The following is a 15894-nucleotide window of genomic DNA, read 5'->3' as shown; positions in this document are numbered from 1 at the left end:
TCTCAATTTCGAAACTAAGTCTTTAACCTGATTCAAACACTAACAATGGTTAAAGGTATCGACCTAGCGACTAAAGCTTCTTGAGTTATTGCTAAAAAATTTTCCTTCAGATGATTATAGTAAGGCTGCAGAGCAGGGTGGCTAACAGTGATATGTGACTGTACAAGCCTAGTTTGCTTCTTATTCATATCTAGCATCTCATCGTTATTGAGCCAAGGATCTTGTGGCATTATAAAGCCAGTAGCTAAAATTGATTCTCCGATAGATTGTGCGATGCTTAGACCAGCGAAATCATAGTCAGCAAAGATATATTTAGAGCACTTAGTGTTTTTGAGGCTTTCGTAAATTAGAGTAGTATTACTAGCCTTGTGGCCTCTATAGACTAAAGCGGTAGTTTGACCATGCCAGCCTTCTATTAATGCTAAGTCTTGCTCAGTAAAACGACAAAAGCTAGTGAAGTTCTCTATGACAATAAGATTATCAATATTCCACTGCATCAAATCATCACTGTGAACACCTAGGTAAGCGTTTTCTTTAGAGGCTCTATGAATATAGTTCTGGGTGGCAAGCGCCAAATCATTATCAGAACCAAGCATTCTTAATTCAAAGAATCCTTTTGTAGGCGCTTTACTCAGCATCTTCTCATTGGACATAGTCAAGCTGTTGTCGACACGATCTTTGGTTTTCATTGCCGTTATGTCGTCGTGCGCTATATCTATCTTAGTATGAGCTTTAATAAGGCTAACAATACGGTTCCAACCACCAGGCTTTATATGTATATTACGTCCTATTTTGTGACCTATATCTGCATCATAAATAACCAGTAGCGCAAAAACATTGCTAGGCGTTCTAAAAGCGATAGTATCCTCACCAGCCTGTAGCTTTTGCTGTATATCAAGCAAAGTCTTACTGCTCTCTAAGCGTTGAGCGAGTTTAGCGTCCATAATTCGTTCTCACTAGGTTCGTTAGATGTGGTATTACATCTAACATACTTAGCATCTGTTATATACAGAGTGTCGCAAGTATCGGATAACCACCGCTTTTTTAGATAAAGCTTCCAATAGCAAGTGTCTTTTTTCTTAATAATATGATCGCTCTTAAAGTTGCTACCACAGACCTTAAGCACTAAAGCTAAAAAGGCCTTATATTCGACGATATGGGTCAAGCCAGCAGTTTGCCAATACTCTCTAACCGAGTAACATTTACTCAGGTCATCGGTGTTGTTATTGGACAGATATTTTAGAACCCAAAGCTTTTCAGCCGAGGGTTTTTGTTGTTCAGTTTTGTCTGTCGATTCAACATACTCACCCTCATAAATATTTATGTCTTTACCTTTGATAATGGGTTTGCTGCTGGCAAGTTTACCCATGATAGTAGCAAGAAGATAACTGTCATCGCTTAACTCAATGTTATAAAGATTATCACTAACCTCTATCCCGCCAAATGCCAAGCCTATGCTTTCGATATCTCTTAACTCAAGCCCCATTTGTTTAGGGATAAACTGCTCGTTTCTCAATGCTTTATGCAGTTGCCACAGTATCTTATTTTGACGGTTCTGATCTCTTTTTAACTTATCGATAAGCAGGATGGTCTTATCTAGATGAACGCCCATTTCATGGTTGAATTTAACGATAGAGTCAGACAGGTATTCATCCAATATGACAGCGGCTTTAGTATAGTCACCATGGAGCTTATAAAGCTCTTCACGACTTAAAATAGCTGTTTTTTGGATCTGCGATTTAATTTTCTTATTCAAGCTTTCAAGGATAATACGCTTAGCTTTTATGTTAGGCGTATTATTAAGGTCTGAGTTAATAATGTACTCAATATTCGACATCTCACGGCCTAAAGCCTCAGATAGCATATTGGCCTCATCTCGGATATTCGCTAAGTGCATCATCTCATCGTGCGTTTCATCAAATGAATCTGATGCAGCTTGTGCCATTTGAATGGAATGATGGATATTTTGCTTCCAGTCCTCTACGTCTGGCATAGTGTGCGTACGATAGGACTTTTGATCAACCGTTCGCAAAATATCTCTAAAACTAGATCCAAGCGTAATACTATTGGCATTAATGCTTATGACGCCACTGTCACGCAGTACTTGATACTGTTTGGAGCTTGTGTTTACAGCACCGAAACACCCTTCAGGAGAGTAGGACTCAAAGAGCACATCAGATTTGTCCGTAATAGCCCGGCCCAAGGTTTTGATCTTGTCCTCGGTAAGTTTTATACCCTCGCTCATAAGCTGAGCCCTTGCTGCAGTTCAATCTCCTCTTCATTAAAATCATCAAAGAGGTTTTCGGTGATGTATTCAAAGATTTGGCTAATATAACTAATCATGCCGGTCACACGGTATATTTTTTGAGCACTATTAGACAAGATGACAATGTCATGCTTTCTTAGTCGCTCAAGTAGAGCTTCTACCTGTTGATCATTGGGCTTTTTGGTAGCACCTGTAATTTCAGAGACTTGATTGAGCATACTCTCAAAATGCTTATTGTCATTAGCAGTTAATACTAACTCAGCTTGTTTGAGCTTATCGCCCATTACCAGAGCATTATTATGTTCATCAGCGCTGGCAAGACAGGTCAGCATTTCAATGATAGGCCCAATATTGTTGTATATGTCATGGAACTGCTTAGAGATGGCCTTTTTGTCAGACTCGGATGGTACGGTGTTCAAGCCAGCATACACGTCGCCATCACACATAGAGACTAGCTTGACACCAAAGGGCTCAAGATGGATTGAGATACGATTAACGTTATCTTCACTATCCTTTAACCACTTATAGGCTTCAGGTTCGCTGATAGGGCAGATAAGCTTGTTCTGCATTATCATTCTTAATATCTCATGCTCTTTCATTCTTCGAATACTCCATATTGCTCTAACTGGTGGTCCTGAGTTAGCGAGTACATATCATCTGTCTGTGATAGCTCATATCTATAAGTGTTAACATCATAAGCACAGCCAATGTTGTTAGAGAATAAGGGGATCACAGCGTCATGAGGATTCTCTGGTGCGGCGCACATGGCTGAAATACCTAGTTTTTGCAGTAAGCCTAATAGCTCTTGGGTATTGGTAGGGTCAAGCACACCCACTTCATCAATAAAGAATTTGAGCTCACTAGTATCAGTGGTCGATATGACTGAGAGTAGGGCAATATAAATAATCAGCTGGGCAATACGCATGGTGCCATTTGAGCCGATATCAGGGAAAGATTTGGCACGGTCGGTATGCTGCTCCTCTTTACCTCTTTGTTTCACCGTCAAGCTGACAAAGAACTGTTCTGACAGTTTGATGTTCATTTTGTTTTGACCAATATAGCTTTGTACTTGGTCAAGCTTCATTAAAAGTTCTTCATCAGGCATACGATACCTGTCATGAATATCCTTGTTAACCCATTCTTCGAATGCCTCGGTAAAGGTATTGAGTACCGAATACCATTCGTTATCTCTAATACTAGAGGTTAGCGTAATCTTTAGATTCTCGATAGCCAACGCGCCCAATTTATCACAGACCTCTCTACAGCTACGATTAATACGGTTTGAGAATGTGGTTAGGCTATGATGCGCTTGGTCTAGTTTGAATTTAAAATCGCGAATTTTATGAGCTTCAACCAGATAGTGATTGATGATGACCTCTTTTCTAGTCTCATGCTCATTGTTTAAATACTCAGTAAAGATACGCGCTTGTATGAACCAGTTATAGTCATCAGGACGGCCTACTGTGCTGTCATTGGAAAGTAAGGTCTCAAACATACTCTCGTTATTGATAAATGGTGATTTTATAGCGGTAAGTATGTTGATACCTTCTTTGATAGTGTTCCTAGTCTTCTCAATAGTCTCTTTAGATTTATCGAGTACGAATAGCGCAGTATCATGTAGCTCAAATAGGGTTTTTGAGGCAAACTCTGCGGGTGGTGGCTGATTTGGTACTAATGTACTTATAAAGGTATTGTTAGCGGCTTTAAGGGTCGTTTCTAGTCGCTCAAGATCAGCATTGGCTACCGTCAAGTCTTGCTCAATGCTAGAGGCTTCCTCAGATAAACTACCAGCTTTCCTGGTTTTTTCCTCAATAATCTCATTGAAAGCTTGAGTATTGGTGATAACAATAGACTTTAGCTCACTGTGTTTTTGAGTGTAAGCACTAGCTTGTGTGTACTCTTCAGCTAAAAATTCATCATACAGGGTAACGCGCAACTGAGCAGATTCAGCACGTTTGAGCTGAGCGGTAATATCTTTGATGGTATCCCTAACACCAATTATCACATTATCATCATAGCCGTTTGCATTAATAGCATTGTCTCGACGTTGACGAGCACTAGTGCTCTGTTGTTGCGCCTTAACGGTAGCCGCTTTCTTATCTTGGTTGAGTTGCTCTTTTCTTTGAGTTTGGCTGGCTTCTAATTGCTTAAGTCTAATCTTATCCTGTTGCTTGATATCATTAATGTTTTCATGAACTCCGAGCTCTATATTAGTTAGCTCATTTTGCTTACCAGCAATTTCGGTTGCTAACGCTGCTACTTGCTGAGCAAGCTTAGTTTTTCTGTCTTCAAGATCTGCTTTGGCTCTTAGCTCTAATTGCTTGCTACTTTGATTTAAGCTTTCTATTGATTCTTTAGTTTTAGTAATATTGACGGTAGCTTGATAGCTCTCATCTCTTGCAAGTTTTATTCTTTTTTGGCTGGCAAGTAATAAAGACTCAACTTCTTTCTTTCTCTCGTTTTTACTAGATATTTGAGCATCAATGCTAAGCATCTGCTGAGTGATTTCACGGCGAGACTGACTTTTTGAGTTATCAATTTTTGCAGTATCTATGATCAGACCATACAAGGACTCACCAGTTTGGATATGGTTATCGCTACTATCTGCGTCTAGCCATGACGGTTCTAGGTCGGTACGATTAAGTAATGCGGGGTCTATGGCTCGTCTAACTTGGTCTACTGTAGCAACTAGGCTCTGATCATCTTCGCTTTGTACCAAAAAGCTAAATAGGGTATCGCCTTTTAATAAGTCCTGAAGCTTTTTATAATCTGCTTGAAACCTCTCTATACTTCGTGAATTTTCGATAAGCTCGTTTTGAAGGTTGCTATTTTCTGCTTGCGCGGCACGGCTTTGCTCTTTAGCTATGCTTTCGTTTTCTATATCTCGGCTTAACTGCTTTTGTTTAGCACGTATCTCGCCAGCAACTTGCTCCAAGTCTTGCTTATATTTAAGGCTGATATCAATACTAGTGACAGATTGATCAAGAAGGGCTTTATCTATTTTTAGCTGTTGTAGCTTGTCACGAATATTATCTATCTGAATTTTGGCACTATCGCGAATAGATTCTATATGAGCGTATTGTGATTTCATTAATTCAGAATAAGCATGCTCGTATACACCGTCTGCCTTAGTTATCTCATGTTCAATGCTGGCAAGTTTCTGAGTTAGACTGTTTTCAATTGCCAGCAATTCTTTTTGAAGTATGGATTCTATTTGTTTGATGACTGCAGCAGCCTCACGCTCTTTATCTTCATAGTCATTTAAAAGGCTTTCTTGATGGTCTTTTTGAGTGTTGAGAGCTTGTATCTGTGATGACAGCTCTTTTAATTCATTCACGGGTTTATGCTTGCCAGCAATACCATTTTCAAACTCAAATTTACGCGCCTCAAGCTTATCAATATCAAGAGTCAGACGACTTAATTGAGCGTCTAAGTCACCTTGGTCTCGTCTCCATTGAGCAGATACTTCATTGATATCACTTTTAAGTAGATTGATAGAGTTTTGATATTGGTTCAGTAAGTCCTTGTTGTTTCTTATTTTGTTCTTCAGCTCAATCAGTAGACCACCTATGATGCTAATGTCTGTAGATAATTCATTTTGATTAGAGGCATTCATTTTGACTGCTAAAGATAAACGATCAAACTGTGGTCGTAACACTTCAATCTTGCCCCAAGTATCCCGTTGACGTACCCACTTAGCGGTATCGACCCCTTTAGAGTCGATAATAATCTCATTGTCTCTAACCTTATTCTCCGCCTTCATCGCCTCTACTAAGAACTCGCATATCTCATTAAATTCAAGCTTTGTCTGTAATATGTTGCTAGCGATTGAAGCAAAACCATAGAAACTCCCTTTCCCTGTCGCTAATGAAAAGTCATGACGTAGTGCAGAGATACTTCTGAGGCTATCTGTTGAGCGTATAGATGCTTTAACACGATGAGGAGGGCAGTTACTAATAATAGCCTCGTATGACAACTGGCGCACATTGTTAGAAATGTATAACCCGTCTGACTCAATGTTCGCTTTTACCGCCTCAAACTGATGAAAAGAGCGCTTACCCTGCAAGTCCATACTGACAAACCACTTCTCTTTATATTCTGAATCAATGAAGTTGAAAACTTGAACACCACCACTATTCCTGATCAAGACGCACTTTTTTTGACCCTCTCTTATGTATTCATAAACGATATAGCTGTTTGCATAAGGGAGGTAGAACTCTACAAAACTCTTATGTACTTCAGATTTTTTGGAAATACTACTTAGCTTGGTGCCAAAAAACGGCACGATAGCGCCCATTAACGTTGTTTTACCGGCACTATTACGACCAGTAAGAATAGTATTGCTATCTACCTCAATAAGGTGGCTTTGTCCTTTCAGGTAACTATTTAATAGAGCTACTCTTAATAGTTTATTTTTCTTTTTAGCTGCTTCTAGTGGTTGGTTGTTGGAAACTAATTCATTACTTATATTTAGACCATGCTCTGCAGTCGACATACTGTCGAGATTTTGGTCGTCGCGCATTTCTAGCATAACTTGTATCCTGTGTGAGTACGTCAAATTTTATCATTTTATCCACAGTTCAAACTGGAATATCAGCGTGGTTTTTTAGTACCAAGCTTAAAAACTTTGAAGTGAGGTATCATTGATTTGTACATCAGATTTTATCTATTCAAGTGCAAACATTCACAATTAAAGTCTATATAACTCGAATTTGAGTTTAATAACAAGAAATATAGCACGAGTGATGAGAATTAGAGTCAAGGTTATAAGATTCGAGCTTGTTCATGAATACTAAAGAGCTTTTTGAGTTGTTTAGTCTACGGAAATATTTTCTGATGTAACGGGGGATATTACCTATTTTTAGACTATGAATGTGAGCGAGTTGATAATTTTTTAACCATGTTATGCAGTTTAGGTAGCAGGTAATTAATGGAAATAAGTTATTCACTATTACTATAAAATTTAAAATAATATAAAACCTAGAAAATAAAATGCTAGGTTGTCCGCTATACTTGTTTATAGAATAAGAATATAGGCAAGTTGTCATGACAATTTATCATAATAATAACAATCCAAATCCTACTCAAGCGATAGCGCAAGCCTGTGTAATTACCTTTCAAGGCAATGCAAGTAATAACCTGCAACAAGATGCCTTTTTCTTTTTAGATAATTGGTATCAAGAAGATTTAGGTGTGATGGCAGTGACACCAGTTGCATTACCATTTTGTTTAGCAGTGTCTGATGGCGTGGCAAGCTCTCATCACTCGCAGCACTGCTCAAAGGCGGTGGTAAAAGCAATCAGACGGTTATGGAACGATCAGAAGAGTATCAGCTCAAATAGTATTCATCAGCTGATTAATCAAACCAAGCATCCATCCAAGCGTCATGGTGCCGCGGCAACACTAGCTATGGTTATCGGAGAGTTAAATAGTGATGGCACAGTAAAGGCGACGATAACGCATGTAGGTGACAGTCGTGTTTATCGACTGTCTAAAGGTGCGTCACAATGGCAGTGCCTGACTCGAGATCATAATCTATTGAATGAACTCATTGACCAGCAGGCACAAGAACAAGGTCGGCAAGCGGCGTTTGCAGACTATAACCGAGAAGGGATGGCGGGTAGTTTATATATCATTACTGAATGCTTTGCGTTAACCGCCGATGACGGTTATCTAAGCTGTGAAGCACCAGAAAGTATTTCGCGTAAGGTCGATATTAACAGTGGCGACTGTATCGTGGTTTGTACAGATGGTATCCATGACTTAGTACCGAGTCATAAATGGCAACCTGTCAAGGCTGAGACAAATTTACAGGATTGGCTAATTGCTCTTAAGAACCAAGTTTATGACTCCGATGGCAATGCCTATGATAATGGCACAGCAATATTGGTTCGTTTTGATTGAATGTTTGTTTTAATAATGAAGTTATAAATTATCACTTAATAGAGCAACCAATATGCCCACATATCCCATTGCCAGCTATACAAAGTCAGCACGTCTATTTGCTTTATATCAATGTTTACCTCGGAGTGAAGCTGATGCTGTTTCACTGACAGAGCTTATGCAAAACTACGGTGATGATCCTGATAATTATACAAATGAGCGTAAAAACTTAGAGAACGATCTGATTGGCTTAAATCAAATCTTTAACGATATCTTCTATAGTAATGCATTAATCCGGGTGCCAGCATGGGGCAAGAATATCAGCGGCAAGACGGCACGGTTTTACATTGAACCCAGCTTTAGTATCGATATCATTAACGAGCAAACAGTGTTCTTTTGGGAGATGCTGGATAAATATACCGCAAACTATTTGCCAGTGTCTTTTAAGCAAAGTATCACAGATCAGCTCACTCAACTACGTCGACAAGACAAAGATAAATTTCACCAAAGTCCGTTAGGGCAATGGCAAGATCATCTCATAACCTTACCTAGTATCGTGCAAGCACCAAAGCTTGATAGTGACGTGCTTTCTAGTATCCATCAAGCTTTGCTACAGAGTCGTCCATTACAAATACGCTATCAAAACAAATGGGAAGGACAGCCAACTCAAAGAGTGGTATATCCCAAAGGACTGATTTTTATTGACAATATGGTCTACCTCACAGGTTTTAATTCAGTAGATGATCATATGGATGATAATAAACTGTTAGAGGAGCATCGCAATTTTGCAGTCAACCGTATTACCGAGGCAGTAGTCATAGATGAGCCAATACCAGACTGGGTAGGGCGTGACGTTTTTACATTAGATAGCTTACAGAAGCTGGGCAAGCTAGAGTTTGGTAAAAATATTGAAATCAACTTGGTTTTAAAAGTACAGAAATACGCCTGTCAGCATCTTTATGAGCGTCCACTATCGAAAGATCAACAGATTACTATTGTAGATGATACTTGGAATCAAGTCAGCGCTACGGTTGCTAATACTCAGCGCTTACAAGACTGGCTGGTGAGTATGTCACAGCTGTCTGTCGTGATTGAACCCTTGGCGTTAAAAAAAATTATTTTTGAGCGTCTAGAGAGTGGGATGCAGCTTTATAACAGTAATTAATGATTTCACTTTAAAGAGGAACCAGGTATGACAGTAGATAGTATCTTTGAAGATAAACAGACTCTAAAAAACGATATTAACGAAGAGTGTAATGATGAGCTTCAGATAAAGCCCATACCTTTAACTACTTTATATAGGCCACAAGCAGATAGCTATCGCCTGTCTGAGGTTGGGTTTATTGTTATAGAAAATGGCTGGGATGAACAGTCACTGCTAGCGTTAAAACAGCAAACAGGTTTGGGCACATTGTTTGCGCTACAAACCACAGATAAGCACATTGATAGATTCGAGGTTATAGACGGTATTATTATTTGCAAAGCGGATGAAGTCGGGCAGGTAACAACTGTATTTGAATCAGTACTATCTGATCGGGATAAAGTTGGTATAGATGTTAATGATATCAAGAAATCCTGTGGGGCTGAGAAGCCTGCCAAGTTTATACAGGCTAGGGTAACGGACATACCAGACCCAGAACAAGTAAAGAGTGCCGCTAATCATCTGCTCAATCAAATTGCTAAAGGTCTTAGTATTGAGTATATGATGCTTCATATTGAACGTAATCATAAGTTATCTCTTGATGAATTTTTTAGCGTCACAACTGCGATTGAAAGCTGGATTACTGACGATTCAGAAGTGTTTTACGGTAATAGGATGATTGACAAGTCTGACCATTGCTGGATGGGAGCGATATATGTGGCTGGTTAGCCTAGTATTGACTATACATGGATTTATTCACGCTGTGAGCGTGTCAGGTAGGCAAACGCTCATTAATTAAATCGCAAGGAGTGCAGAAAATGACAACGATAGATAAAAGTTTATTTGATGATTTTATCCAAGCTCAAGATATGATTTATCCATCGGTTATTACAGAGCTGACCCAAGGTCATAAACGTACGCATTGGATGTGGTTTATTTTTCCACAAGTGAAAGGGTTAGGGCACAGTGTAAGAGCTCGACGCTTTGGAATAGAGAGTCTGGAGCAAGCAAAAGCGTATTTGCAGCATGAGGTGCTTGGAGCACGATTAATAGAGTGTGCTGAATTACTGCTGCTGCATCCTGATAAAAGCGCTTTAGATATCTTTGGTACACCGGATAATCTAAAGCTACAATCTTCGCTAACTTTATTTGCCTTTGCAGCTGGTAACGATTGTGTTTTTGAGCAACTTTTGTATCAGTTCTACGCAGGCAGTTATGATATAAGCACTATGAAAATGCTAAAGCAACTGAGTGGTTAATAACAGCGCCAAACAAAACCGAATGAGATTTAACTAGCGCCAAAATTTAATATTTTTAACTGCATTAAAGCTATTAATTATCAGAGGATATAACTATGAAATACCAGCTTGACGACTCGTACATAGATGATATTCCCAGTGCTGTTCTATATCGACAAACTATGGATCATTATCCTAAGTCTACTATTGGTTGTTTTATTATCAGCGATAGTTGGGATGAGCAGGCGCTACTAGGGCTAAAAGAGAAATCAGGGGCTTGGTTTTTATTAGGCTTGCAGACAGACAATAATAAATTTGAGCACCTAGATATTATAGAGGGCATTATTAGATGTCAGCCAGATGAAGTAAACAATGTCATTAAACTACTTGATGTAAACTCTGCAAGCACAATTATTGGCATAGATGTTGTAGATATCAAAAATCTGTTTGAGTGTGGCAATTCATTTCAGTTCATTCAGGCAAATGCCACAGGTGAATCTGACTCAGATTTAATAAAAGTAACAACACATAAGCTAGTGAATCAACTTTCGACAGCACGCCATACTAAAGGGTTGTTTATTGGAATGGAGAGCGTTCAAAGCTTACCAATGGAAGCTTTTGCTTACGTAGCAGATGCTGTTGAAGGATTTTTATCTAATATTGGTGAATCTATATATTACCGCTCAAGTATGACTGATGAGCTCAATACTTTTCATTTAAAAGCGATTTATGCTTTGGCTTAGCTGGTACTATTTATATAAAACCATTTAATTTTAATTATTGTTACCTTTAAATATCTTAGAGTTGCACTTGAATAATAAAAAACAATATAGCTATGTAGTCTTAGTAGCAGAAAAAATTTAAATCTAATAGGTATAGATTAATGACCCCATCGAATGTTAATAGTGCAGGCTACAAAGTAATAAAAATTTCAGAATTTTTATCTAAAAAAGAGTATTTAGATAAGAAATTAGTAATACCAGTCTATCAACGACCTTATCGCTGGACAGCAAAAAACATAGTTGATTTATTGTCAGATCTGTACTACCAGTGTAAAAGAATTGGCCATAGGTTAGGCAGTCCTGATAATCCAGATAATTTTTATCGCTTAGGAACTGTGGTTTTACACCAATATGTTAATAACGGAAGTCATCAGACAAATGCTGACTTAGTTGATGGTCAGCAACGTACATTAACGTTGCTGTTAATAATGAAATCAGCTCTTGAGTCAAACAGGTTCACAGAGCAGTTTAATAGTTTTACACCTTTAGAAATAGAGCTCCCTGACTGTAGTGAAACTCAGCAAAATTTAAGTAGAAACTATGAACTTATTAGAAGACATGTGAACAGTCCAGAATTTACTTCTGAAGTTTTAGATTTTCTACTTAATCATTGTGAAGTAGTTCAAGTGACACTTCATTATTTATCAGAAGCTTTTCAGTTCTTCGACTCACAAAATGCACGTGGACTTGATTTAAACCCTCACGACTTGTTAAAAGCATTCCATTTACGCGAGTTCCCTGACTCTGAAAGTCTTTTAAAACAGAACATTGTTGAATGTTGGGAGCAGCAAAATACTAAAAGTTTAGAGGTTTTATTTGCTAACTATCTTTACCCTATTCGCCGCTGGAGTTTTGGAAAGCAAGCTGTGCACTTCTCTAAGTCTGAGGTTAATGTATTCAAAGGTATGAAATTAGATAGCGATAGTTATCCTTTTCAAGAAAACTTAAGAATAGTTCACAATACGGTCGACAGCTATAATCATCATTCACATCGGTTACTTGATCAACAAGCAATGGCATACCCATTTCAGTTAACTCAAACCTTAATTAATGGACGCCGTTTTTTTGAGTGGGTTACACATTATCAGGAGATGATCCAGCCATTATTGAATAAAACTATAGATAGCGATTCTCAGAAATGGCTCTATACCATAACAAGTTGTCATCACACTGAGACAGGCACATCTATTAAAGAAGTAGCAAAAAGACCAACAGCATTTAATATTTTTCTAGTGCTTAACACCGACTTGCCTGAGTATTCTTACAAGGGACGCTCAAGAAGAGGCGACCAATATGTACGGCGTATGTTTGATGCATTGGTCCTATGCTACTACGATCGTTTTGGAAGTCATAATTTACCGCGAGCCATAGAATATATATTTATTTGGGCTTATTCATTACGTTTAGAGAAGAAAAGTGTTTACTTAGAAAGTATTGAAAAGCATATTGGGACAGATAATTTATTTGAGCGTTTACAGCAATCATTATCTTCCGTCGATTTCTTGAGTAAACCCTTACCACAGCCTAAAAAGGTAGATGTAACGAATGTTGAGGGTATCAAAGAGCTGTTTACAAAGCTTGGCTACCTGCCAACTTAATAAAAAAGGATAAAAAAATGAGTAGTAACAAAGAATATAGCCTGACAATACAAACACTACTCAACGAAGATAATTACAGAGTTCCTGTTTATCAACGTAACTATGACTGGGAAGAGGCTCAAATTAGACAGCTCATAAATGATATTCAGGATTTTTCTTTAAAAGGTAATTCTCAAACATACTATTTAGGCAGTCTAGTAGTACACAAACGAGCAGATTATTTTGAAATACTAGATGGACAGCAACGTTTCACAACTTTAAGCTTGCTTGCGTGTTATTTAAAATATCGACTTCCCTCAATTTTTCCTGAATATAAGCGACCTAATTTATGTTTTGAAAGTCGACCAAAATCAGATTTAGCTGTAAATAGACTTTTTGAAGTATTTAATAGTCAAACCAGTACTGATAATATATTTTCGAATTTGATTGAAACTAGCTATAGTAAGGAGTTTAACAGCTCAATATTCAATGGTTTTAAAATTATCGAAAGAGTGATTTCAGAAACATTTAAACAGGAAAATAAATTAGAAGTTTTTGCGAGTTATCTATTAAATAATGTTCAAATTTTTAGAATAACAGTACCAAAAAATACTGATGTTACTCACTACTTTGAAGTGATGAATAATCGTGGTGAACAGTTAGAGAAGCATGAGGTTGTTAAAGCTCACCTACTGTCTATTATCCAAGAAAGTGATTTACATAACAAAGACATAGCTATGGCTACCCTCCAAAAGGTGTGGCTTGCCTGCGCAGATATGAATAGTTATGTGCAAACAGGTTTTTCAGTTGCTGAACGAAAAGCGATATTTGGTTCAAGTGCAGAAGATTTTATAATTGATAGCTTTGATAAGATTGCAATTGCCGTTTTGGGTAAAGATTATAAGAATAGTTCTGACGGAGAGAATAATAAAATTGAACCATTATCGTTAACTACCTCTATTGATAAAGGTGCAATACATAAGCCAGATAAACAACGAATAACTGATACTCGAGATATTAAACAAGAGCGTTTTGATAGTGTAATAGATTTTCCTAACTTTTTAATGCATGTACTGCGTATTTATCATAACCCTCCATCAAATTCTATTCAGGAACTTCCGGCATTAGATGATAAAAGTCTACTCTCAGCATTTGATAATTTCAAAGATCTACAAGCTATTAAAGTAAAGGAGTTTATTTTCACTTTGCTCAAAACTCGCTATCTTTTTGATCGTTATATTATTAAAAGAGATAATGCTAGTAATAGAGAAAGTTGGGCTTTAAAGCGCTATAAATTGTATGAGAGCAGCTCAAGCAATTATGTAGATAGTTTTAGTGGTGACGAAGATCATCTGAATGATAGTACGTTATCTTGCTTGATGCTTATATCAGCATTTCATGTTTCTTACCCAACCAACTCTCGCAAAAATTGGTTATCTGCAGTACTGTATTGGTTAAGCCAAGATAAGTCCTCAGTACCAATTAATGCAGAAAATTATTTAGGGTTTTTAGAAAGTCTTGCGCAAGCTTTCATGGCGAACCGATACCTGATAGCTAAACCCAATGATTATTCAAAATTTATGTATGCTGATTGTGCAGAGCTCAGTGTACTACCATATGAACTAAGCGATCCAAATCATGATTTTGAAAGTCACTTAGGGTATGACAAGGTTGCTGTTTTTGTTTTTAATTACTTAGATTATTTATTATGGAAAGACAGCAATGTTTCTATTCCGAAGAAAAAAGAATTTAGATTTAGTTTCAAGAGTTCTAAAGAGCACTTCTCACCTCAGACTTCTAGAATCAATGAGATATTACCTGAAGCTAAATTGCATAGTTTTGGCAACCTATGTTTAATGGGTAGCAGTGAGAATTCATCATTAAGTAACGATACTCCTAGACAGAAGACAGAGATACTAAACAGCCAACGTAATAGAATGGCGCCTCTGAGTCTAAAGTTAGAGTTAATGATGCAAACTGCTCAAGAAAACTGGAACATTAAGAATATCGATTCACATAGATATGATATGGTCAAAATCCTGCAGGAAGATATAGAACAAAAATTAAAACGTATAGCTTAGGGCGTGTTGAACATTGGGAATAAATTGCTGACAAAAAAATAGCAAACGAGTAATTTTTAAGTTCTCACACAAAAAAGATCTCGTTCGCTATGCCTCGTACAATACTCAAAGATGAACACTGGACAAGACTAAAACCTATCTTACTAGAACTCAATATCTATGACAAAGGGAATCTTAGAAATACGGTTGAAGGTGTGCTGTATCGGATGCGCGTTGGTTGCCCTTGGCGTGACTTACCCGAGCATTTTGGTAAGCCCAATACTGTCTACAAAGCCTACCAGCGTTGGTTTCGTAGTAATAAGCTCATTGCCCTATTTGCGTTATTAATCAAAGACTCAGACTGTGAGTGGGTCTTTATCGATGGCACTCATATTAAAGCGCATCAGCACAGCAGTATTGGTCATGAGAACATGCAAGGTATTAGTAAAAGTGTGGCAGGACGCGCGACCAAGATTCACTTAGCGGTCGATGCTCATGGCAACCCCATCACTTTTATCTTATCAGATGGCACCACTCATGATGTAAAGGTGGCACCAGACTTAATTGATAAGGATTTAAGCGATACAGACATTCTATGCGCTGATAAGGGCTATGATTCTGATGCGTTACGAACCCATATCAAACAAGCGGGTTGCTTCAATAACATCCCTCGGAGACGAAACACTAAGTCCACCAACAACCATATGGACTGGCACTTGTACAAAACTCGCCACTTAGTAGAAAATGCTTTCGCTAAGCTAAAACATTACAGAGCGGTTGCCACAAGATTTGATAAGCTCAAGCAGAGTTATGAGAATACGGTGGCACTTGCTTGTGCTTATCTTTGGTTGAAATTATGAATGTTCAACAGACCCTAATTAATTGATATTAATCCTTGATATTAATCCTTGATATTAATCCTTGATATTAATCCTTGATATTAATCC

General features: G+C 37.8%; 12 protein-coding genes. 8 read left to right on the top strand and 4 right to left on the bottom strand.

Annotated features, from left to right (window positions below; translation table 11 throughout):
• Nucleotides 1-32: 32 nt before the first annotated feature.
• Genes PSYC_RS07185 through PSYC_RS07170 form a run of 4 tightly spaced genes read right to left on the bottom strand, consistent with a single transcriptional unit; the run spans nucleotide 33 to nucleotide 6797 of the window.
• Nucleotides 33-944 carry a DUF7281 domain-containing protein gene (locus PSYC_RS07185; protein WP_011280655.1) on the bottom strand — a complete coding sequence of 304 codons (912 nt, stop codon included), beginning with the start codon at nucleotides 942-944 and terminating at the stop codon, nucleotides 33-35.
• Nucleotides 917-2245, bottom strand: a complete 1329-nt coding sequence (locus tag PSYC_RS07180) for a hypothetical protein (RefSeq protein WP_011280654.1) — start codon at nucleotides 2243-2245, stop codon at nucleotides 917-919. The genes PSYC_RS07185 and PSYC_RS07180 overlap by 28 nt, the downstream gene beginning before the upstream one ends.
• A complete protein-coding gene (locus PSYC_RS07175) occupies nucleotides 2242-2841 on the bottom strand; it encodes a hypothetical protein (protein ID WP_148201657.1) in 600 nt (199 codons plus the stop codon). Before PSYC_RS07175 ends, PSYC_RS07180 begins: the two co-directional genes overlap by 4 nt.
• Before the next feature lie 20 nt (nucleotides 2842-2861).
• The gene (locus PSYC_RS07170) at nucleotides 2862-6797 is read right to left on the bottom strand and encodes an ATP-binding protein (protein WP_011280652.1); all 3936 of its coding nucleotides are present in this window, start codon (nucleotides 6795-6797) and stop codon (nucleotides 2862-2864) included.
• Between the two features lie 515 nt (nucleotides 6798-7312).
• On the opposite strand from PSYC_RS07170, the gene PSYC_RS07165 reads away from it, so the two are divergent.
• From PSYC_RS07165 to PSYC_RS07130, 8 genes are all read left to right on the top strand, one after another.
• Nucleotides 7313-8170: a PP2C family protein-serine/threonine phosphatase gene (locus PSYC_RS07165; RefSeq protein WP_011280651.1), complete on the top strand. Its 858-nt coding sequence runs from the start codon at nucleotides 7313-7315 to the stop codon at nucleotides 8168-8170.
• A 52-nt stretch (nucleotides 8171-8222) separates the two neighbouring features.
• Nucleotides 8223-9314, top strand: coding sequence for a helix-turn-helix transcriptional regulator (locus tag PSYC_RS07160; protein WP_011280650.1), 1092 nt, complete (start codon nucleotides 8223-8225; stop codon nucleotides 9312-9314).
• A gap of 27 nt (nucleotides 9315-9341) precedes the next feature.
• Nucleotides 9342-10019, top strand: coding sequence for a hypothetical protein (locus tag PSYC_RS07155; protein WP_011280649.1), 678 nt, complete (start codon nucleotides 9342-9344; stop codon nucleotides 10017-10019).
• Between the two features lie 89 nt (nucleotides 10020-10108).
• A complete protein-coding gene (locus tag PSYC_RS07150) occupies nucleotides 10109-10549 on the top strand; it encodes a DUF1810 domain-containing protein (protein ID WP_011280648.1) in 441 nt (146 codons plus the stop codon).
• Nucleotides 10550-10644: 95 nt separating this feature from the next.
• Nucleotides 10645-11271, top strand: coding sequence for a hypothetical protein (locus tag PSYC_RS07145; protein ID WP_011280647.1), 627 nt, complete (start codon nucleotides 10645-10647; stop codon nucleotides 11269-11271).
• Nucleotides 11272-11411: 140 nt separating this feature from the next.
• Nucleotides 11412-12908 (top strand): DUF262 domain-containing protein, encoded by a 1497-nt coding sequence (locus tag PSYC_RS07140; protein ID WP_011280646.1) that lies wholly within the window; start codon nucleotides 11412-11414, stop codon nucleotides 12906-12908.
• A gap of 17 nt (nucleotides 12909-12925) precedes the next feature.
• On the top strand, nucleotides 12926-14968 hold the full coding sequence (locus PSYC_RS07135; RefSeq protein ID WP_011280645.1) for a GmrSD restriction endonuclease domain-containing protein: 2043 nt from the start codon (nucleotides 12926-12928) through the stop codon (nucleotides 14966-14968).
• Nucleotides 14969-15057: 89 nt separating this feature from the next.
• Complete coding sequence (locus PSYC_RS07130; RefSeq protein WP_011280644.1) at nucleotides 15058-15807, top strand: IS5 family transposase; 750 nt, start codon at nucleotides 15058-15060, stop codon at nucleotides 15805-15807.
• The last annotated feature ends 87 nt before the right edge of the window (nucleotides 15808-15894 follow it).

Source organism: Psychrobacter arcticus 273-4 (genome assembly GCF_000012305.1).
GTDB classification, from domain to species: domain Bacteria; phylum Pseudomonadota; class Gammaproteobacteria; order Pseudomonadales; family Moraxellaceae; genus Psychrobacter; species Psychrobacter arcticus.
This window is presented reverse-complemented; position numbering and strand designations above follow the sequence as displayed.